The following is an 18879-nucleotide window of genomic DNA, read 5'->3' as shown; positions in this document are numbered from 1 at the left end:
CCAGTGGCGGATACCAGAACACCGGCGGTCACACAGGCGGCACAGATGGCGGCCACACGGGTGGTGGAGCCAGCAGACCCGCACCGGCGCCTGCTCCCGCACCGGCTCCTGCTCCCGCACCAGGTCAGGGATCTAATGGCGGAGGTTCGGGACTTCACTATTGCGGAGTCCTTGGTCATGATCCTGTTCCTTGCTGATGAAGAAACTGTTATGAACTAACTGAAAGGAAAGAAATGAAAGGGTTGCGCAAGATGCTGCGATTGCTCAGTGCGATTGTAGTAGCAGCGGCAACGCTCCTCACAGGAGCGGTTACTGCCCATGCGGATTCTGGACCGGGGCTGGTGCACAGGTATTACGGTCCCTGTCTCCATGGGGCCGCATTTTATAAACTCGCGAGGCGCTGCCGTAGGCATAGCCGCCATGGAGGGGGCAACCCCGTTTATTGCATTGAATTCGGGGGAACCCCTTTCCGGTTATGGAGAATGGCAGGATGCGACTTCGCCAGACCAGCTGATTGCTGCAAATCTTGTTGACCGGAATAAGAGCGACATGAGTGATTTCACCCAGGCAGCAGTTGCCTGGGCCATTCATGATCATCTCAATTTGAATATCAATAATTCTACAGATTTCTGGAATTATTGGAAAGCCAATGGGTCCTTGGACGGTGCTGATAAGAACGCCGTGGGCGCCCGGGCCGCGCAGCTGTGGGACGAAGCGGCGAAGAACATGCCCGCGAGCGCCCAGATGTCATACAAGTACACGCAAGGAAAAGGCGTGGGACCGTTAATCCTGGATTGAAGAACGGCTATGGGCAGTGGATCGCCGAGGTACAATATACGTTTACCGATTTGAACAATAAGATTCGATTCGGTGAGACTGGTACGAATACTATTTCCGGCGTTACCAATGGGTAGGAGGAGCACATTGCTTGGACTGCCATAGGAAACGGTATTACTAATGTACAAATTCGTTGGAAAGTCCCCCTGGGTGCGATAAATAACTCTCCAGAGCAAAAAAATATGCCGGCAAAGATCCGGATACACAAACGTCCAATATAGAATTTCAGGTGCGCAGGGACTTCCAGCCTACGGTGACCACGCAGGAGTCCTCCAAGGAACTAAAGCACGGACAGACAGTGACCGACAGGGTCACCTCCGACGTGAGGCAACGAAGGATTTGACGAGCTTCTCCGTGCCCAGGCCATTGATCAAACCAAGGCCCAAAGATGAGTTGATGAGCGCCACAAAGGAATGCAATTTGCAGTGTACAATCAAAACTATTAAGACAACAATGGCGACAATGCCGCCGAGAACTGGAAACATGACACTCTTTCCTTGAATGTATGACCAAAAGACGGCCCCGGAACCGTGAGGATGCCGGGGCACGTCGAACAGTCAGGGAAGCAGATGACATCCGTTGTCGATCCTTTTCACCTGACCGTCGGTAAGCTTTTGACGACCAGGGATTGACCCTGTTTGATCCCATGGCGCAGGCAATGTAGAAAACAACCGACAGTTCGGCGTGATGGGAACAGGCATCTGCTATCGCTGTGAAAACCTTGACCCAATCGCTTGGGTCGACCTTGGTCATGGATCTACCGTCCGCTCCTTGCAGAGGCTCCCTATTCAAGCAAGCGGCGATCACTGGCTTATTGATCTCATGGCTACGCTCATGAAAGCACTACCTTGCCGGCATTGCACTGTTCTTCGCTGGCCGAATCGTTCAGTACGGGACTTACGGCTGGACAATCATAGCGAATGAGACCGCTTCTGGGTCTGGAGTACCCAGATCCTTGCCGCCATGGGCTTTCGCACGACTCTTCTTGGAAGCATATCGGCTGTCTCCTCAGAGCCCACTGGCGAGCGCCTCCTGCAGCATGACTCCAAGTATTTGTTAGCGATTCTTCGCAGCACGTAAAAGATTTCACAAAAGGATGCATGGCATTGATCATGGTCTTGTCTCCCGGTTTTGCCCCGCCAAACTCGATAAGCTGCTTATCAGCGTCGCGCCAGCCCTCTTCAACCTCCGCATTGCTGGGTCTCGATGAATCCGGAGGATAACCTGCCAGGGATGTCAGCAATTCGCCTCAGAACGCTCCTTATATGCCGTCTGCCTTATGAGCCCAAGCTTCAGCCGCTTCCTTCAATACAGTTCGGTAACCGGGCCCAGTTGCAATTGCTTCATTTGCAGCTTTTGACTCTGCTCCAGCGCCGCGCTGCATGCCGAGTCCATGATCCCCGTCACCCGTCATCGTATCTATTCGTCCCAAATAATCCACAGTGTCGACAACGCATTGCATCACAGTCAGCATGATTCTGGCCATGCTTTGAGCAGCCTGTTTTGACTCCGGAGCGTCCTGCTGTTCTCTTTCAGTCGGACCATCCTCCTGTACAGACACTTCAGCATCTATATCCGTCTGATTTGCATCTGTACGATCGCCCAGAGGCAAAGCCGGCGTCTCAGCGGAAGCACACCAAAGAGGCTCCAAGTCCTTATCCAGCCAGCACAAGGACAGCGTCAATCCGCTCGTAACAAAACTGGTGCAAAAAACACCCCCATCAGAGGCTGGATCAGTCGCACACTCAGCTGTGGCAAAGGCCGCTGGACAGCATCGTATACGGCAAAGAGCTCATCAGACTTAAGAGCGCCCAAGCCGTTAAGAATGGGAGCTACATGCGTCCCATGCATCTGCGGTCCTCGGGTCTTTCATCCATGAGACATCGGACCAGCATATCCGCCAAACCGCCGATAGTTGGCCGATCTGTTTGACCGTTTCCAGGCTCTCCCTGTATTCCGAGCCCTAGCGACATACGGCCTTCAGGGACTCTGAACACTAATTTGTCAGACCCGGACAGTTTGCACACGCAAAGTGCAACACCCAAGCTTCGTGTGCAAGCATTGGCACGTATGGCCAAGGCATCCACAGGATCCAGGTCCATTCCCGCCGCACAAACGGCTCCAGCGATTTTGAAAGCCGCCATATCACCCGCTATGCCTCGGTGATCCTGGATTCGATCTGGAGGGGAGGAATACAGGTCATCGTTAACCGGCAGAACCCGTACATCATGGCCTTCAGCATGAAGCATACGTGCAGCCTGGTTGAAATTCAGTCGATCTCCCTCGTAGTCACCGAAGATGCGGATTATGCCTCACCCTTGATCGGCTCTACGGCAAACGTCAACAACCTGCCTGGTGGACGGAGATGCGAATATATTGCCTAGCAAGGCCGGCTGAGCCATACCCGGCCCTACGAGTCCCGCGAATGCCGGATAGTGTCCCATGCCTCCTACGATTACCAGCGCAAACTGATTATTCCTGGAACGTGCAGAACAGATCACGCCACCCGGGCATGCTTTGACATACCCGGAATTGGCCTGGACGAATCCTCTGATCGATTCGGCTGCAAATTCACCGACATCGTCATTCTGGCACGTCATCGTGCGCAGTCCTCTCTGTCCACGAGCTCTTCACCCGGAAAGGTAGCGAGCCCAAGAGCATGACACTGGGCTCTTCTGTTTTTCAGATCCGCTTCAGGGCATCGCCATCCCCTATGGCACTTTCAGCAATAGCAAAACACCCATCAGAAGCCAACAATTTATGCATTAATAGCGATATCCAGTATGAAATACCAAGTATTTGTGGGTATTTTTTCATTTATTAGGTATTCATTGGTATATGAATAAATGAAAAAACATGCTGTATGAACAGCCAGGCGTTTGGATATGGTTCGCATCGAGCAGGTCAATCAGCCCATAAAATCCACCACGATTCAGACCATGCCACAATGCACGCCTGTATTTGTGTGTGGAGCAATCCCGCCTACTGCCGGAACAGATGTGCTGCCGTCGCTGCAGTAGAAGGTGTAGGTCGCATCCCCCCACTACATGCTCACGGTTGAGCTCTTCGCGATCATGACGGGACAGCACTCCCGAACTAAACAAAGGACTGGGCGTGGCCTCATACGGAGTGCCGGCAAAGGTTATGATCAGATCCAAGGAACGCCGCAATTCCAGCATCTGACGAATGCTGGTCTCCTTCCACATCATCTCACGAGTTTCACTGGAATCGAAGATTGCAGGGGCGGGGAACAAATGAACTTGAGCGTCATATGCGGTGCCAAAGCGAGTGAGAATCTGGGTATAATTTTTCCCCGAAGGAAAGCATATTCCCGAAACCATGAAGCTGCAGAATCTCAACACCCGATAGATGCTTGGGTATCAGCTGAAGGGAGAGAGATTCTATAGTTCGGCCCCACGCCACCCCGATGACCGTATCGGAATTGACCATCTTCCAAATCTGCGATTGAGTGGCATCTCCTACGGCAACCCTCCGCCTGGTAGCATCCAATATCTCACCAGTACCCACAACAACTGCATGGATATGGAACTCCTCCTCAAGATGATGCCTCAGCTCGAGCGCCGAGTCCTCCTGCCGATTAACGGTGAACTCGATGACGTGGCGACGTTTCGCCTCAGACAGCAGACGCGAGACAGTTGACGTGGACACATCCAGCTCTCTTGCCACGGCTGCAACTTTCATGCCGTGCACCCAATAGAGTTCAGCGGCATCCGCCATCCTGCTTCTGGCAACATCAGAGTGTAAAACGATTAAATGATACCCTCTACCCAGCTCTTTGAAGCTGTTTCAAGGGTACCGCCTTATTTTCCGAGATCTTGAAGCTCTGGTTTGGTCCCGTCGTGGATGAAATAGACGTCATACCAGGTCAGGAAGGAGTAGACGGTCCAGATCTTGCGGCGGGCGTCGTTGCGCTTGGCGTAGTTGTCGTCCAGCATGCGCAGCAGGGCCTCCTGGTCGAAGAACTCGGACACCCAGTCCTGCTCGAACATGCTACGGACCAGCCGGTAGTAACGCTCCTGATGCAGCCAGTCCCGGATGGGCACAGGGAAGCCCAGCTTCTCCCTGGCGGACCATTCCCGGGGAATATGGCGGTCGGCAGCCTTGCGGAAGGCGAACTTGGTGTTCTGATCAGTGATCAGATATTTGGTGGGCACTTTCTCGGCCACATCCATCAGCTTGCGGTCCAGGAGTGGCACCCGCAGCTCCAGGGAGTGGGCCATGGTCATCTTGTCGGCCTTGAGCAGGATGTCCCCGGGCATCCACTGATGCATGTCCAGGTACTGCTTCTTCTTGAGCTCGGACAGGCTGCGCCCCTTGAGCCGGGCATAGATTCGTCCAGTGATCTCAGAGACACGGGGGGCCTTGCGGTAGGCCGGCTTGAGCAGCCTGCCGGCCTCGTCCTCGTCGAAGACCTTGGCCTGGCCGATGAAGCTCTCCTCGGCGGGGGCCAGATTGGCATACAGGTGCCAGGCCCCGTGGAAGTGCTTGCCCTTGGCCCAGCGTCCGATGGCATACCGGGCCTTGCGTGGCAGCCGCCCCAGGAGGCGGGTGACATCCTTGATGATGCGCGAGCGCGTATGCACGCCGTAGTCTACGTAGCCCGCGAAGAGCTCGTCGGCGCCCTCCCCGCTCAGGACCACGCGCAGGTCCCGGCTGGCCAGCTCGGAAAGGAAGAAGAGCGGCACACAGGAGGGGTTGGAGTCAGGTTCGTCCATGTACCACTGAATCTGCGGGAAGTAGCTGAAGGCCTGGTCGCCGTCCAGGGACTCGGTGGTGTTGTTGAGCTTGAGTATGGAGGCCAGCTCGCCGGCCTGGTCGGACTCGTTGTAGGTCCCCTTGCCGAAGCCGATTGAATAGGTGTGCCGGGGGCGTGCCAGGGCTGCGACATAGCTGGAGTCCACCCCGGAGGAGAGGAAGGAGCCCACCTCCACATCGGCCACCTGGTGGGCCTTGACCGAATCCTGGACGGTCTGGTCGATGGAGTCGACCAGGTCCTTCAGATCCTGCTTGCTCTCGCCAAAGGCCGGGTCGTAATACTGGTGGATGTCCATCTTCCCGTCCCGGAAGGTGAACCAATGGCCCTCGGGAAGCTTGAATACGCCCTTGAAGAAGGTCTCGGGAAGCGCCGGATACTGGAAGGTCATGTAGGGACGCAGGGCCTGGGTGTTGAGCTCCTTGTGGAAGTCCGGATGCTGCAGGAGGCTCTTGATCTCCGAAGCGTACATGAAGGTGCCGCCCATCTGGGCGTAATAGAAGGGCTTGATGCCGAAGTGGTCCCGGGCCCCGAACAGCTCGCCGCGTCCCCGGTCCCAGATGACGAAGGCAAACATGCCGCGCAGGCGGTTGACCACCTGGTGGCCCCACTGCTCGTAGCCGTGCAGGATGACCTCGGTATCGGACTCGGTTGAGAAGGTATGTCCCAGGTCAATCAGCTGGCGGCGCAGTTCGCGGTAGTTATAGATCTCCCCGTTCATGGTGATGGCCATGGAGGAGTCCTCGTTGAAGATAGGCTGGTCGCCCCCTTGCAGATCAATGATGCTCAGGCGCCGAAAGCCCAAGGCCACCCGCTCATCAACGAAATGCCCTTCGTTGTCGGGGCCTCGGTGGGCAATGATGTCCGTCATCCGCTTGAGCACGGCCGTTTTTTCCTCGGCAGAGGTGTCGTTGACGAACCCAGCAATTCCGCACATTGGCATGACTCCTTATCGATCCACCAGCAGTCCACAATAGCCCAAAAGGGCAACAGGAAACAGACGGGCCTCATGCGTGGACTACGCCAGAACCCCATGGGTTAGAAGCTCAGATGTGCTACTGGCGATAGAACGGTCAACGGGTAACTCGGTCTACCAAAGGCAGATAGTCCCCGTAGCCCTCCTCTTCCATCCGATCCCGGGGCACGAACCGCAGGGCGGCGGAGTTCATGCAGTAGCGCTGCCCGCCACGGTCGGCCGGCCCGTCATCGAAGACATGCCCCAGATGGATGCCGGTCTGGGCTGTCCGTACCTCGATCCGGGGCCGGCCCAGCAGCTTGTAGTCCTTGCGATTGGTCAGCAAGTCGGGATCGATGGGCTTGGTGAATGCCGGCCATCCGCAGCCCGAGTCGTACTTGTCCGCCGAGGAGAAGAGCGGCTGCCCGCTGACCACGTCCACGTAAATGCCAGGGCGGAACTCCCCGTCGTAGGCGTTGGCGAAGGGCCGTTCGGTGGCCGAATGCTGGGTCACCTCGTAACTTTCAGGATCCAGGGACCAGATGCGCTCGATGTAGCGCTGGCGGGAAGCGGCATTGGCGATGGCCTCCAGAGGGATGTGGCAGTATCCGCCGGGGTTCTTAAGCAGATAGTCCTGGTGGGCCTGCTCGGCGGGATAAAAGTTGATCAGGGCCTCCACCTGCACAGCGGGATGACGGCCTGTCCTGCTCTCCAGCTCATCCAGGGCACGCCGGAAGACGGGCTCCTCCTGCTCACGATGCTCGGGATCCCAGTAAAGGCCGCTGCGGTACTGCCTGCCCCGGTCGTTGCCCTGCCGATCCACGGAGAAGGGGTCGATCAGATCCAGCAGAAGCAGGGTCAGGGTTCGCAGACTGACCGTCTGAGGATCATAGGTCAGTCGCACGCTCTCCACGGCGTCGGTGACACCGCTGCAGACCTGCTCATAGCTGGGGTTGGGCACTGTGGACTGGGCGTATCCCACCTGGGTGTCGATAATCCCGTCCACCTCCTGGAAGAACCGCTCAATGCCCCAGAAGCATCCCCCCGCCAGGACGACCGTGGCCGGGTTGTTGGTCGAAATCTTGTTCTTGTCCATGATTCCTCCTCGCATACCGGTGCCTATCGCTAGGTTCAACAGGAGCGGGAGAGCGCCTATTCCGCCTCTCTCGCCTCTTGACAGCCTTTTCACATTGTCGACCAGCCTGCATCTGCGGAGCAAAGGGCGATTATCATTGCTGACCATCTTCGAAACGACGTCAGGAGGAGGGTCATGCAGACGACGCAGGAAGAGGCAGACGAAGTCGCGAAGCCTTCCGGGACCATCCTGGGCTCCCTAGCCGCGGCTTTCCCACGGACTCTGCCCATCATGGCCGGATTCCTGGTGCTGGGGATCTCCTACGGTTTTTTGATGACCAGCCGAGGATTCCCGGTGGTCTACCCGCTGGCCATGAGCGCCCTGATCTACGCCGGGTCCATGGAGTTCGTGACCGTGGACCTGCTTATGTCCACTTTCAATCCTTGGGGCGCGCTGATGCTGACCCTGATGGTCAACGCACGGCACCTCTTCTACGGCCTGGCCATGCTGCCGGTCTTTCGTGGGACAGGCCGAAAAAAGCCCTACCTGATCTTCGGTATGTGCGACGAGACCTTTGCCCTGGAGTCCGCCGATCCTCACCCAGCCGGGACCGACAAGGGCTGGTACCTGTTCTTTGTCACCTTGCTCAACCAAATCTACTGGGTGGGCGGCGCCACCCTGGGCGCTGCGCTAGGCAACCTGGCGAGCTTCGACACCAGGGGGCTGGATTTCGTGCTGACCGCCATGTTCCTGGTCCTCTTTCTGGAGCAGTGGCGGCAGGCCGAGGCCCGCCTGCCTGCCCTGATCGGTCTGCTGGCCTCTTTGGCCTGTCTGCTGGTCTTCGGACCCGACCGGTTCATCATCCCGTCCATGGTGGCCATCCTGGCCATCTTCATCCTCTTGGACTTCCGCAGCCAAAAGGAGGCCTCATGACAACCGCGCAGCAACTGATCACCATAGGCATTGTGGTCCTAGCAACCATGGCCACCAGATTCCTGCCCTTCATAATCTGGCCGGAGGGGCGTCGGCCACCGGACCTGGTGACCCGGCTGGGGCGTTTGCTGCCCGGCGCAGTCATGGGACTGCTGGTGGTCTATTCGTTGAGGCACACCAACCTGGTGAGTGGCGATCACGGGCTCTACGAGGCCCTGGCCCTGCTGGTCACGGCCTTGGCTTACCTGCGATGGAGGAACATGATGGTCAGCATCGCCTGCGGCACACTGACTTACATGGCCCTGGTGCAGGGTTGGCTGACCTTCCTGGTCGGTCTGGCTGGTCTGGGATGATGGGGGCGCCTCAAAGGGACGAGCGCAGGAAGAAGACTCTTATGCAGAATGACGGTCAATCAGCCCAGGTGCTTCTCTGCCGAATCTGGGGCGCAGGACAGTACTTCGGCAAAGAGAAGGCACGCGGCGGACAGGCTCTGGTCATCGCGGCGGATGGCGGACTGGAGCCGGCCCTGGAGCACGGGGACGAACCCGAACTGGTCGTGGGCGACTTCGACTCCCTGCCCGCCGGGAGCCGAAAACTGCGTACAGACATCCCTCGCCGGGTCCTTCCTGCCGAGAAGGACGACACCGACCTGATGGCTGCAGCCAAGGTGGGCTGGCAGCGGGGCTGCCGACGGTTCCTTATATATGGTGGCCTGGGCGGGCGCATGGACCACACGCTGGCCAACCTGAACCTGATCCATCTGATCGCCGCCAGCGGAGGCCGGGCCGAACTCTGGGGCCAGGGAATGCTGGTCACGGCCCTTGGCCCTGGCAGCCTGGACTTCCCCGCCTGGGACTGCCCGCCCAGGTCCATGGTCTCCGTCCTGGCTGCCGATGACCAGGCTCTGGGCGTGGTCGAGCAGGGCCTCAAATACCAGACGAAGGGCATGACCATGACCAACCAGCAAGTGACTGGTGTCAGCAACGAGTTCCTGCCCGGCAGACCGGCCCACATAGCCCTGAAGCAGGGAACCATGTTCGTCACCTACCCCATCTCGGCGCCCGAGCCGGTCTGGATCACCAGCCTGGAAGCCAAGGCTGACCTGGGCTCCCTGGAGACCCGGCCCTCCCGGCGACTGGCCTGAGCCTCTTTTGACCTGGAACTCCATTTGGAAAGGAAAATACATGACAGCTGCTTCAACCACGCAGTCAGCGACCCCGACAGCCCGGCACCCGCTCTTCATCTGCTACAGCCGCTGCTCCACCTGCGCCAAGGCCCGCACCTGGCTGCGTGACCACAATGTGGACTTCACCGAGAGAGACATCAAGGAGGACCGCCCCACCCAGGAGGAACTCACCGCCTGGCTGGACATGAGCGGCCTGCCCGTCCGGCGATTCTTCAACACCTCAGGCCAGGCTTATCGCAGCCAGGGACTGAGCAAACGCCTGCCGCAGATGGACACGGAGCAGGCTCTGCAGCTGCTGTCGACCGACGGCTTGCTGGTCAAGCGTCCCATCCTGCTGGATGGCCGGCATGTTTTGGTTGGATTCCGTCAGCAGCAGTGGGAGGATTGGCTGGCTGATACGAACGAAAATCCTCACAATTCCTGATCGTTTTGTTGTGCAAACAAACAACAAAACCTACCATTTTGTTTGTTTGTTTTTCCTTTGCATAACCAGTGTAATCGCTTGCTATAAGTACACAGGGTTCTATAAACTATGAGATGTTATCAGTAATCGGCCATATACGGTCCGGTATTTTTTGTGCTGTATACGGCCAATCTCCAAGGGAGAATTGAATGACAGTAAAGATTGGCATCAACGGATTCGGACGTATCGGTCGTCTGGCCTTCCGGCGCATCTTTGAGCTCCAGGCCCGCGGCGGCGACGCCTCCAACATCGAGGTGGCCGCCATCAACGATCTGACCACCCCGGCCATTCTGGCCTATTTGCTCAAGTATGACAGCACCCAGGGCAACTTCCGCCACGACGACGGCACACCGGTTTCGGTCACCTCCACCGACACCGCCATTGTGGTGGACGGCAAGGCGTACCCGGTCTACGCCGAAAAGGATGCCAACAACATCCCCTGGGTCAAGAACGACGGCGTGGACTACGTTCTGGAGTGCACCGGCTTCTACACCTCGGCCGAGAAGTCCCAGGCCCATCTGAACGCAGGCGCCAAGAAGGTCCTGATCTCCGCCCCCGCCAAGGACGATACCACCCCCACCGTCGTATACGGAGTCAACCAGGAGACCCTGAAGGCCTCTGACAAGATCATCTCGGCAGGCTCCTGCACGACAGGCTCCATGGCCGCCATGGTCAAGATGCTGGATGACAATTTCGGCATCCGCATCGGCTACATGACCACCATCCATGCCTATACCGGCTCACAGATGCTGCTGGACGGCCCCAAGGGCAACAAGCCCCGCAACACACGCGCTGCAGCGATCAATACCATCGAGCATTCCACCGGCGCTGCCAAGGCCATCGGCAAGGTCGTCCCCTCTGTGGACGGCAAGCTGCAGGGACATGCCCAGCGTGTGGCTGTCCCCTCCGGCTCCGTCACCGAGCTGACCACCGTCCTGGACAAGAAGGTCACCGTCGACGAGATCAACGCTGCGGCCAAGAAAGCCTTCGAGGGCACCGATTATTATGGCTACAACGACGAGGGCATCGTCTCCTCGGATGTGATCGGCGACACTCACGGCGGTGTCTTTGACGCCACCCAGACTGACGTCAACACCCACGGCGATGATCAATTGGTCCGCACCGTCGCCTTCTACGACAACGAGTACGGGTTCACCAGCAACATGATCCGCACCCTGCTCTACTTCGCCGAACTGGGCGACTGAGCATCAGACCGGTTTCTCCGGCCATAGCGATTTCGGGTCCGTTCCCATGCGGGGGCGGGCCCCTTGTCGTAGTCAGCGCCTCCGGGTAAGCGCCCGCATGGCCAAGTCGCAGACCAGGCCGATGACCATGCCCACCAGAAAACCGATGGCCATGACGGCCAAAGGGTTGTTCTTCAGCCAGGAGGATGCCATGTACCCCAAGGTCCACATGTAGACGGACCAGAGCAGACCGGCTAGAGCAGCCAGAGGCAGGTAACGGCTGAGCGGATATCGCGCCGCCCCGGCAGTCAGATTGACCACGGTCCTGCCCGAGGGCACGAACCGCGAGGCCAGAGTGAAGAAGCCTCCTCCCTGGAGCAGGGCCCGGTGTGCCCATGAAGCCACAGCCTTGCCTGCGGCACCGCGGAAGACGGCCAGACGGTTCAGCGGGACTAGCCGCCCCAGCTCATAAGCGCAAGCATCGCCGCCCGCAAAGGCCAGGGCGCATACCAGAAAGACCAGGACGGGCAGGGGTCGTCCCGAGGCTCGAAAGGCCGAAGCCGTAGCCAGAACCATGAGTTCCGTGGGTATGGGAATGATCAGCGCATCCAGGAAGGCGGCCAGGAACAGCACAGCCAGCCCCCAGCCACCAGTCACCGCATCAAGCAGCCAGGCATTGACAGCGGTCATGGACTATCCTTTCCACGCAAGGGCGCCAAAAACACCCCCTCAGCCTACCTAAACGGTCAGTACCTTAACATGGAGTCATGAGCAAGAAGAAGCGGCCGGACTCGGATGCCGCGACCCCGGCCATGGCCCAGCTGGAGCGTCTGGGAGTCCCCTTCACCATCCATGAGTACCATCACAACGCCGACCACATGGACCAGGGGTACGGCATCGAGGCCGCCAAAAAGCTGGGCCTGGACCCGCGCACAGTTTACAAGACCCTGATGGCCGACACGGGCAAGGAACGGGTTATCGGCATTGTTCCAGTTACTGGCCATCTGAACCTCAAACACCTGGCAGCAGCCGTGGGCGCCAAGAAGGCCCGCATGGCCGACAAAGCCCAGGCCGAGCGAGAGAGCGGATACGTCCTGGGCGGCATTTCGCCCTTCGGGCAACGCACCCAGCACCTGACAGTGCTGGACCAGGGCGCTATAGAGTTTGACACCATCATGGTCTCCGGCGGCAAGCGCGGCATCAGCCTGGGGCTGGACCCGAGGGATCTGATACGTGTCCTCAAAGCCAAAACCGCACCTCTAGCCGCCGACTGAGAGTTTTTAGCGCTGGGCTTGGCCCTGCGGCTGTGGAACTTTCCTGGTTGCCCGGGCGGAGCGCAAGGCGGCAGGCAGGACGAAGCGCATATGCTCGTCGACCGCCCGGGCTCGGGTCACCTGGGAAAACCCTCGGGAAGCCAGAGTCTCCAGCACCCCCTGAACCAGGTCTTCGGGAACCGAAGCACCCGAAGTGAGCCCGACCGAATCCATGTCCTGCAGCCAAGTCGGGTCCAGTTCGCCGGCATCGTCGACCCGGTGGGCCCTCTGCCCGCCTTGACCAGGAAACCGCGTCTCCAGAGCCTGACGGGCCACCTCGACCAGACGCACCGAATTGGAGGAATTGGCCGAGCCCACCACAACCATGCAGTCCGCCTGACCGGCCACCAGCTTGACAGCCTGCTGCCTGTTCTGAGTGGCATAGCAGATGTCGGAACCCGGCGGCTCCTCCATCCAGGGGAAGCGTCGACGCAGGGCTGCAGCCAGGTCGGCGGTCTCATCAAGGCTCAGGGTGGTCTGGGTCAGCATGACCAGCGGGGTGTCGGGCCCAAAATCCAAGGCCTTAATATCAGCCTCATGCTCGACCAGGTGAACCCGGTCCGGGGCCTCCCCCATGACTCCCACAGCCTCGTCGTGCCCACGGTGGCCTATGTAGATGATCGAGTAGCCGTCGCGAACGAAGCGCTGGACCTCCCGGTGGACCTTGCTGACCAGAGGGCATGAGGCATCGACCACGCGCATCCCCCGCCGCCGGGCCTCCTTGACGACCGAGGGGGCGATTCCATGGGCCGAGAAGACCACGGGCACTCCGGCACGAACGGCCTGGTCGGGAATCTGGTCCAGCTCATCCACAAACACGGCCCCCCGCCGTGACAGGTCTTCAACCACATGCCGATTATGGACTATCTGCCGGCGCACGTATACCGGAGGCAAACCCTGATCCTGGCGGGGGTTGTCTGCATCCAGGATGGTCTGCACAGTCTGGATGGCTCGGTCCACCCCCGCGCAGAATCCGCGCGGATCAGCAAGGATGACCCGCCCATGCCCCTGCAGGGTCGGCTGTCCGCACACGGTGGTCCGAAATCCTGCCACTGCCGCTCCTTATCGATGTCAATCCGGACGGTTCCGGACGCTGCAGGTCCATGGTAGAAAGCCTGGACAGCCCCCGGTAGTCCATACGCCACTCTTTCACCAAGAAGCCAAGACCACTGAGGCGCTAGGATGGTGGCGTACCAAGCATCAACGGCACTATGGAAGTGGGAGCATGCATACGAACGAAATGATGGGCGGGGCCCTGCCCCGGACAGGACAGCAGTACAGCATCCGTCACGGGGACTACGAAGCGGTGGTGACGGAGCTGGGTGCCATACTGCGGGTTCTGAAATACCAGGGAAAGGACCTGCTGGCCTCCTTTGACTCGGATGGAACCGTACCCTGCAGCAACGGGAACGTGCTGGTCCCCTTCCCTAACCGGATTGAGGACGGCACCTACGAATTCCAAGGCCACACCTACACCTTGCCCATTGACGAGCATGACCGGAACACCGCTATTCACGGATACGGCTACCGGGCCTACTGGCACCTGCAGGTTCTGTCCGAGGACTCCGTCAGCCTCTCCTGGCGGGTGCCCGACATGGCCGGATACCCCTTCGACGTGGTGGTCAGCGTCACCTACGCCTTGGACGACCAGGGGCTGACCATGACCACCCGGGCCCTGAACCTAGGCGACGAGGCTGCACCCTGGGCCTTCGGCATCCACCCCTGGCTGGCCAATGGCAAGCGGGGCGTCGGGGACCAGGTCCAGAAGGACAACGCCCCCTGCACCCTGTCCATCCCCTGCCGCACTCACGTGGTGGTCGATCCGGACAGGCTGCTGCCCACCGGCACCGAACCCGTCCAGGGACGAACCGATCTGCGCCAGGGTTCTGTGCTGGGCGAGGATGCGGACTTCGACGATGCCTGGACCGATGTGGAGCGGGACGATGACGGCACCTGCTCGGCCTGGTTCACCCGGCCGGACGGCATCCGCATTCAGCTCTGGGGCGATGAGACCATCACTTCATGGCAGGTATGCACCGGGACCGGCTTCGACGCTGGCATGCGTCCGGCCGGCGTTGCCGTGGAGCCCATGACCGCCTACGCCAACGCTTTTCGGACAGGCCGGAATCTGGTGATTCTTCAGCCTGCCGCCGTCTACACCACCCAGGTGGGATACCGGGCACAAAAGGTCTGAGCTGTCTGGCCGGTCGACAAAGGTCAGCCCGGTGTGCGATAATCGGCAAGGCTTATAGGTTCATCAGTAGCAAAGGAGTCCAATCATGGGCATGCGCGGACGCAAGCGCAGGGATCGCCGCAAGAAGGCCGCCAACCACGGCAAGAGGCCGAACACCTGATCGTCTGCCCCGGCACCAACGGTGCCGGGGTTTTGCATATATACGTAAAAAACCATGGCTGCATACGCATGACCATGATTTCTGCAAGAGCCTGGGTGGGTGGACAGAACCTCTGCTCTGGCAAGAAACCGGCTGGATCTACTTGTCTGTATTGCGATTCGGTGTCCCCTGCTCCAGTTCATCCATTTGATCGAACATGTGCTTGAGCCGATCCAGCAGACAGTCCGGTGCGCATTCGGGGCGCAGATACCGGCGCAGCTCCTCGATGACCATGCGCTCCCGATCGTCGCAGCATGATTCCGGGTCGAAGCTGTCGCTGGGATCCACGCAGGAGGCATCCTGATAGATGCGCAGGCTGGCGTGGGACACTCTGACGGTGACGCCGTCATCGTAGGCGTAGTGACTCATCTCCACGCGTCCGTCCATGCTCCTGCCCGCTTCCTGGTATCCGATCTTCGGAGGCCCTCAGTGCCCCTTGCTGCTGATCTCTTTTTTTATACTAGGCCTGGCAGCACCAGCGCCATGTTGTTCCGCTGAGGGCTTGCCCGCAGCCCCACGCCCCTGCTGGTAGCCACGCTCCTGGGCATACCGCTCCAGCTCCTGACGCAGCTGCGAGCGCGCCCGGTTCAGCCGGCTCATGACCGTGCCGATCTTGATGCCCTCCTCGTCGGCCACCTGCTGGTAGCTCTTGCCGTCGATGGCGGCGTCGATGAAGACCCGCCGGCGTTCCGGACTGAGCCGGTCCAAGGCGGCCATGATCTCCTCAGGGGCGAAGGTCTCCATGTATTCCTGCTCGGCGGATTTGAGCCCCTCGGACCCATGCTCCGAGGCTGAATAGATGTCCCAGTCGTTGTACTCGCCGGTAGAGTCGTTGGCCCTCTGGGGGCGCCGCTTGGCCTTGTGGTACTGGTTGAAATAGGCGTTGCGCTCGATGGTGGTCATCCAGGCTTCGAAGTTGCTGCCGGGCTGGAAGCGGTCGAAGGCCTTGAAGCCGCGCTCGAAAGTGTCCTGGACCAGATCCTGGGCGTCGTCGGGGTTGTTGGTCAGGCGCATGGCCTGTCGGTAAAGCACATCCACCGCAGGCATGGCCAGGGCCTCGAATTGACGTTTTCTGCTTTCGAGCTCGCTGGTATCTGCCACACCCCCTATTGTGCCATCCCCCCTCGCCCGTTGCTGTTCCGACCCGGTCGGTCCTCGGTTACCATAATGACTGAGGAGAAATCACGCTTATGGAAAACACCGAGTATCCAAGCATGGAGCAGGCGCTTCAGTCCGCCCCGCAGCAAGAGGGGTCGACTCGCCTGGGGGACTCCTGGCTTCTGGGGTTCGACACCGAGACCACGGGCACCAGGCCGGGCAAGGATGGCATTGTTTCGGCCAGCCTGGTTCTGCGCGACCCGACCAAGGGCTACTCAGGGGATGCAGTAGCCACTTGGATAGTCAATCCGCACCGGCATATCAGCAAGGGGGCCAGTCGGGTCAACGGGTTCACTGATCAGCAGCTGGCCGCCGAGGGCATGGAGCCTGAGCTGGCCACCGAGCAGATGGCGGGATTCATTGCCCGCGCCCAGGACAAACGCATCCCTCTGCTGGCCTACAACGCCCCCTTCGACGTGCAGATGCTGGACGGGGACATCGCCCGCTGGTGCGCGGGTTCGGTCAAGCCCATAAGCGAGGGCGATCTGCTGGTGGTGGACCCTCTGGTCCTGGACAGGGAGATCTCCCATCGGCCGGGCCGCCGCACTCTGGGGCTGACCAGCGAGTACTACGGCGTCATCCCCCATGGGAACTTCCACAATGCCATGGCGGATACGGTGGCGGCCGTGGACCTGATCAAGCCCATGACCGCCCTTTTCCCCCAGGTGGCCCGAATCACCATGGACTCCCTTATGGACTGGCAGCGGCAGGCGCAGGCCAAGTGGCGGGAACGGTTCAACCAGCACCTGATTTCCCAGGGCCGCCGCCCGGTCACCGACTCCTGGCTCTGAGGCTCAGCTCCAAGACCGATGCGCTCCCTGCTTTTGTCCATTCAGTCAAGGAGTCGTCGGATCCTCCTGCCTTGGCCTTGCGGCGGTTTAGACTTGTATCCGGTCTCGATCGGGATCACCAATCGGGGCGGAACCAGCTGCAGTGACACACATACAGACAGGGGGGAAGCCGGCATGGGACTGACGATGGCTTCAACTTTGGAGCTGCTGCGCGAACATAGTCAACTGCGCGAGGTGATTCGGGGTGACCAGTGGACCTTGAATGCTCCAGAAGACACCCAGTCGTCCAAGCCCTTCACCGACATCACCTACGACACCCGCCAGGCTGGACCAGGCAGTCTGCTCTTCTGCAAGGGCCGCTTCCTACCCGAATATCTGGATGCTTGCGATCCCGAGGGGCCGAAGGCCTATGTGGCCCAGCAGGACCTGTCCGCCCGCACCAAGGCCCCGGGGATCATCGTCAACGACGTGCGCAAATCCATGAGCCTGCTGGCCGCTGCCTTTTATGAGTATCCCCAGGAACAGTTGACACTGGTGGGAATCACCGGAACCAAGGGCAAGACCACCACCGCTTACTTCCTGCAGGCCATGCTGTCCAGGCTCTCCGAAGGTCGCGCCGCCCTGCTTTCCTCGGTGGACAACTGCCTGGACGGTCGGCACTATCAGGAATCCGAGCTGACCACTCCCGAGTCGCTGGACCTCTTTCGGATGATGCGCCAGGCGGCAGACGCCGGCATGCGCTACCTGGTCATGGAGGTCTCCTCCCAGGCCTACAAGGTGGACCGAGTCTACGGGCTGACATTCGACTTGGGGGCATTCCTGAACATCTCCCCCGACCATATCAGCCCCATCGAGCACCCCAGCTTCGAGGATTACTTCTACTGCAAGCGCCGCATAACCTACAACAGCCGGCAGCTGGTTCTGGGAGCCGATGCTCGCGGAGCCGACCTGATCTTTCAAGATGCCCGCGCCGCCAGCGTTCCGGTGACGACATTCGGCGATGGAACCCGGCAGGCCGACTTCCTGGCTCGCAAGGCTCCCGGGAAGGTAGGCGACTACCTGATAGGACCCTCCGGCGGAGCCATGAGGCCGGTCAGCCTGTCGATGGACGGGGATTTCAACGCTCTGAACGCGACCGCTGCCCTGGCCATGCTAACCAGTCTGGGTCTAGAGCCTGATGCCTGCGCCCTCCGGGCCATGGAGAACGTCAGGATCGCTGGCAGGATGGAACGCTTCAAGGCCGACAACCGCGTAGTCTACGTCGACTACGCCCACAACAAGGCCTCGGTCACAGCCCTGCTGGATTTTGTGGACGAGCGCTACGGCGAGTGCAAGCCCCTCATCACCCTGGTCTCCGGTTCCGCTGGCGGCAAGGCCATCGACCGCAGGGAGGGCATAGTCAGCGCCGCCCAGGACCGCGTCGACCGGCTGATCCTGACCGCCGACGACGAGGTTGGGGAGAGCTCGGACCAAGTGGACCGACAGATGCTGGGCTTCGTGACCAATCCAAACCTGGATGCCAGCATCGAACCGGACAGGGTCCAGGCCATCAAACAGGCCTTGGGAGATCCGGGCCTGCCAGGTGACCGTCTGCGGGTCACTCTGGTCATCGGCAAGGGTGAGGAACGTTGGTTCAAGAAAGACGGCGGCCACGTGCCTTATGAGGGCGATGACCACGTAGTGGCGCGCCTTCTGGGCACAAAAAGCTATGACCTGGGAGCCACCGGCGCAGCCACGGTCTGACGATCCCGACAGGTTTCTAAGATGGAAAGCTGAATGCTCCACGGCAGGGTGGGGCGCACGAGCACATGGTAGGT

General features: G+C 59.8%; 22 protein-coding genes and 1 pseudogene. 11 read left to right on the top strand and 12 right to left on the bottom strand.

Features of this window, described 5'->3' with window-relative positions; genetic code table 11:
* Nucleotides 1-420 precede the first annotated feature (420 nt).
* Nucleotides 421-798 carry a hypothetical protein gene (locus J3T93_RS09515; RefSeq protein WP_267431474.1) on the top strand — a complete coding sequence of 126 codons (378 nt, stop codon included), beginning with the start codon at nt 421-423 and terminating at the stop codon, nt 796-798.
* A gap of 350 nt (nt 799-1148) precedes the next feature.
* On the opposite strand, the gene J3T93_RS10100 is transcribed toward J3T93_RS09515, so the two are convergent.
* From J3T93_RS10100 to msrB, 8 genes and pseudogenes are all read right to left on the bottom strand, one after another.
* Entirely contained in the window at nt 1149-1322 is a 174-nt protein-coding gene (locus tag J3T93_RS10100; RefSeq protein WP_416378857.1) for a hypothetical protein, read from the bottom strand.
* Nucleotides 1323-1669: 347 nt separating this feature from the next.
* Nucleotides 1670-2080, bottom strand: a complete 411-nt coding sequence (locus tag J3T93_RS10095) for a DAK2 domain-containing protein (protein WP_416378856.1) — start codon at nt 2078-2080, stop codon at nt 1670-1672.
* 18 nt (nt 2081-2098) lie between these two features.
* Nucleotides 2099-2449, bottom strand: coding sequence for a hypothetical protein (locus tag J3T93_RS09510; protein ID WP_267431473.1), 351 nt, complete (start codon nt 2447-2449; stop codon nt 2099-2101).
* A gap of 220 nt (nt 2450-2669) precedes the next feature.
* Nucleotides 2670-3437: pseudogene (locus J3T93_RS10090) on the bottom strand (dihydroxyacetone kinase subunit DhaK).
* A gap of 228 nt (nt 3438-3665) precedes the next feature.
* Entirely contained in the window at nt 3666-4178 is a 513-nt protein-coding gene (locus tag J3T93_RS10085) for a sugar-binding domain-containing protein (protein ID WP_416378855.1), read from the bottom strand.
* Nucleotides 4105-4539: a sugar-binding domain-containing protein gene (locus J3T93_RS09505; RefSeq protein WP_267431472.1), complete on the bottom strand. Its 435-nt coding sequence runs from the start codon at nt 4537-4539 to the stop codon at nt 4105-4107. Before J3T93_RS09505 ends, J3T93_RS10085 begins: the two co-directional genes overlap by 74 nt.
* Nucleotides 4540-4658: 119 nt before the next feature.
* A complete protein-coding gene (asnB, locus tag J3T93_RS09500) occupies nt 4659-6548 on the bottom strand; it encodes an asparagine synthase (glutamine-hydrolyzing) (protein WP_267431471.1) in 1890 nt (629 codons plus the stop codon).
* 136 nt (nt 6549-6684) lie between these two features.
* Nucleotides 6685-7662, bottom strand: coding sequence for a peptide-methionine (R)-S-oxide reductase MsrB (gene msrB, locus J3T93_RS09495; RefSeq protein WP_267431470.1), 978 nt, complete (start codon nt 7660-7662; stop codon nt 6685-6687).
* A gap of 174 nt (nt 7663-7836) precedes the next feature.
* On the opposite strand from msrB, the gene J3T93_RS09490 reads away from it, so the two are divergent.
* From J3T93_RS09490 to gap, 5 genes are all read left to right on the top strand, one after another.
* On the top strand, nt 7837-8574 hold the full coding sequence (locus J3T93_RS09490) for an AzlC family ABC transporter permease (RefSeq protein ID WP_267431469.1): 738 nt from the start codon (nt 7837-7839) through the stop codon (nt 8572-8574).
* Nucleotides 8571-8927: a branched-chain amino acid transporter permease gene (locus J3T93_RS09485; RefSeq protein WP_267431468.1), complete on the top strand. Its 357-nt coding sequence runs from the start codon at nt 8571-8573 to the stop codon at nt 8925-8927. Before J3T93_RS09490 ends, J3T93_RS09485 begins: the two co-directional genes overlap by 4 nt.
* A gap of 41 nt (nt 8928-8968) precedes the next feature.
* A complete protein-coding gene (locus J3T93_RS09480) occupies nt 8969-9718 on the top strand; it encodes a thiamine diphosphokinase (protein ID WP_267431467.1) in 750 nt (249 codons plus the stop codon).
* Between the two features lie 40 nt (nt 9719-9758).
* Nucleotides 9759-10184: an arsenate reductase family protein gene (locus tag J3T93_RS09475; RefSeq protein WP_267431466.1), complete on the top strand. Its 426-nt coding sequence runs from the start codon at nt 9759-9761 to the stop codon at nt 10182-10184.
* Between the two features lie 188 nt (nt 10185-10372).
* Nucleotides 10373-11428, top strand: coding sequence for a type I glyceraldehyde-3-phosphate dehydrogenase (gene gap, locus J3T93_RS09470; RefSeq protein ID WP_220237104.1), 1056 nt, complete (start codon nt 10373-10375; stop codon nt 11426-11428).
* Nucleotides 11429-11500: 72 nt separating this feature from the next.
* Here the strand turns inward: gap and J3T93_RS09465 are convergent, their stop codons facing one another.
* On the bottom strand, nt 11501-12097 hold the full coding sequence (locus J3T93_RS09465) for a DedA family protein (protein WP_220237103.1): 597 nt from the start codon (nt 12095-12097) through the stop codon (nt 11501-11503).
* Nucleotides 12098-12174: 77 nt separating this feature from the next.
* Here J3T93_RS09465 and ybaK point away from each other — a divergent pair, with 77 nt between their 5' ends.
* Complete coding sequence (gene ybaK, locus J3T93_RS09460) at nt 12175-12681, top strand: Cys-tRNA(Pro) deacylase (protein WP_267431465.1); 507 nt, start codon at nt 12175-12177, stop codon at nt 12679-12681.
* A gap of 6 nt (nt 12682-12687) precedes the next feature.
* Here the strand turns inward: ybaK and J3T93_RS09455 are convergent, their stop codons facing one another.
* Nucleotides 12688-13773 carry a 4-hydroxy-3-methylbut-2-enyl diphosphate reductase gene (locus J3T93_RS09455; RefSeq protein ID WP_267431464.1) on the bottom strand — a complete coding sequence of 362 codons (1086 nt, stop codon included), beginning with the start codon at nt 13771-13773 and terminating at the stop codon, nt 12688-12690.
* Between the two features lie 172 nt (nt 13774-13945).
* Between J3T93_RS09455 and J3T93_RS09450 the strand changes: the two genes are divergently transcribed.
* On the top strand, nt 13946-14914 hold the full coding sequence (locus J3T93_RS09450) for an aldose 1-epimerase family protein (protein ID WP_267431463.1): 969 nt from the start codon (nt 13946-13948) through the stop codon (nt 14912-14914).
* 85 nt (nt 14915-14999) lie between these two features.
* The gene (locus J3T93_RS10080; protein ID WP_099327425.1) at nt 15000-15074 is read left to right on the top strand and encodes a 50S ribosomal protein bL37; all 75 of its coding nucleotides are present in this window, start codon (nt 15000-15002) and stop codon (nt 15072-15074) included.
* A gap of 138 nt (nt 15075-15212) precedes the next feature.
* Here J3T93_RS10080 and J3T93_RS09445 read toward each other — a convergent pair whose 3' ends face one another.
* Nucleotides 15213-15500, bottom strand: coding sequence for a hypothetical protein (locus tag J3T93_RS09445; protein ID WP_267431462.1), 288 nt, complete (start codon nt 15498-15500; stop codon nt 15213-15215).
* Nucleotides 15501-15539: 39 nt separating this feature from the next.
* A complete protein-coding gene (locus tag J3T93_RS09440; RefSeq protein ID WP_220237384.1) occupies nt 15540-16160 on the bottom strand; it encodes a sigma-70 family RNA polymerase sigma factor in 621 nt (206 codons plus the stop codon).
* Between the two features lie 143 nt (nt 16161-16303).
* On the opposite strand from J3T93_RS09440, the gene J3T93_RS09435 reads away from it, so the two are divergent.
* Both J3T93_RS09435 and J3T93_RS09430 read left to right on the top strand, forming a co-directional pair.
* Nucleotides 16304-17062, top strand: a complete 759-nt coding sequence (locus J3T93_RS09435; protein WP_267431461.1) for an exonuclease domain-containing protein — start codon at nt 16304-16306, stop codon at nt 17060-17062.
* 174 nt (nt 17063-17236) lie between these two features.
* Complete coding sequence (locus J3T93_RS09430) at nt 17237-18805, top strand: Mur ligase family protein (protein WP_267401222.1); 1569 nt, start codon at nt 17237-17239, stop codon at nt 18803-18805.
* Nucleotides 18806-18879: the final 74 nt, after the last annotated feature.

This window comes from Bifidobacterium sp. B4111 (assembly GCF_026537235.1).
GTDB lineage: Bacteria > Actinomycetota > Actinomycetes > Actinomycetales > Bifidobacteriaceae > Bombiscardovia.
This window is presented reverse-complemented; position numbering and strand designations above follow the sequence as displayed.

Excerpts from the sequence above, each read along its gene's own strand:
- ybaK (WP_267431465.1), top strand. The coding sequence starts at position 12,175 with ATGAGCAAGAAGAAGCGGCCGGACTCGGATGCCGCGACCCCGGCCATG.
- J3T93_RS09440 (WP_220237384.1), bottom strand. The coding sequence starts at position 16,160 with ATGCCTGCGGTGGATGTGCTTTACCGACAGGCCATGCGCCTGACCAAC.
- J3T93_RS09430 (WP_267401222.1), top strand. The coding sequence starts at position 17,237 with ATGGGACTGACGATGGCTTCAACTTTGGAGCTGCTGCGCGAACATAGT.
- J3T93_RS09475 (WP_267431466.1), top strand. The coding sequence starts at position 9,759 with ATGACAGCTGCTTCAACCACGCAGTCAGCGACCCCGACAGCCCGGCAC.
- J3T93_RS10085 (WP_416378855.1), bottom strand. The coding sequence starts at position 4,178 with ATGGTTTCGGGAATATGCTTTCCTTCGGGGAAAAATTATACCCAGATT.
- J3T93_RS09515 (WP_267431474.1), top strand. The coding sequence starts at position 421 with ATGGAGGGGGCAACCCCGTTTATTGCATTGAATTCGGGGGAACCCCTT.
- J3T93_RS09485 (WP_267431468.1), top strand. The coding sequence starts at position 8,571 with ATGACAACCGCGCAGCAACTGATCACCATAGGCATTGTGGTCCTAGCA.
- J3T93_RS09435 (WP_267431461.1), top strand. The coding sequence starts at position 16,304 with ATGGAAAACACCGAGTATCCAAGCATGGAGCAGGCGCTTCAGTCCGCC.
- gap (WP_220237104.1), top strand. The coding sequence starts at position 10,373 with ATGACAGTAAAGATTGGCATCAACGGATTCGGACGTATCGGTCGTCTG.
- J3T93_RS09490 (WP_267431469.1), top strand. The coding sequence starts at position 7,837 with ATGCAGACGACGCAGGAAGAGGCAGACGAAGTCGCGAAGCCTTCCGGG.
- J3T93_RS10100 (WP_416378857.1), bottom strand. The coding sequence starts at position 1,322 with ATGTTTCCAGTTCTCGGCGGCATTGTCGCCATTGTTGTCTTAATAGTT.
- J3T93_RS09445 (WP_267431462.1), bottom strand. The coding sequence starts at position 15,500 with ATGGACGGACGCGTGGAGATGAGTCACTACGCCTACGATGACGGCGTC.
- asnB (WP_267431471.1), bottom strand. The coding sequence starts at position 6,548 with ATGTGCGGAATTGCTGGGTTCGTCAACGACACCTCTGCCGAGGAAAAA.
- J3T93_RS09505 (WP_267431472.1), bottom strand. The coding sequence starts at position 4,539 with ATGAAAGTTGCAGCCGTGGCAAGAGAGCTGGATGTGTCCACGTCAACT.
- J3T93_RS09480 (WP_267431467.1), top strand. The coding sequence starts at position 8,969 with ATGCAGAATGACGGTCAATCAGCCCAGGTGCTTCTCTGCCGAATCTGG.
- J3T93_RS09465 (WP_220237103.1), bottom strand. The coding sequence starts at position 12,097 with ATGACCGCTGTCAATGCCTGGCTGCTTGATGCGGTGACTGGTGGCTGG.
- msrB (WP_267431470.1), bottom strand. The coding sequence starts at position 7,662 with ATGGACAAGAACAAGATTTCGACCAACAACCCGGCCACGGTCGTCCTG.
- J3T93_RS09450 (WP_267431463.1), top strand. The coding sequence starts at position 13,946 with ATGCATACGAACGAAATGATGGGCGGGGCCCTGCCCCGGACAGGACAG.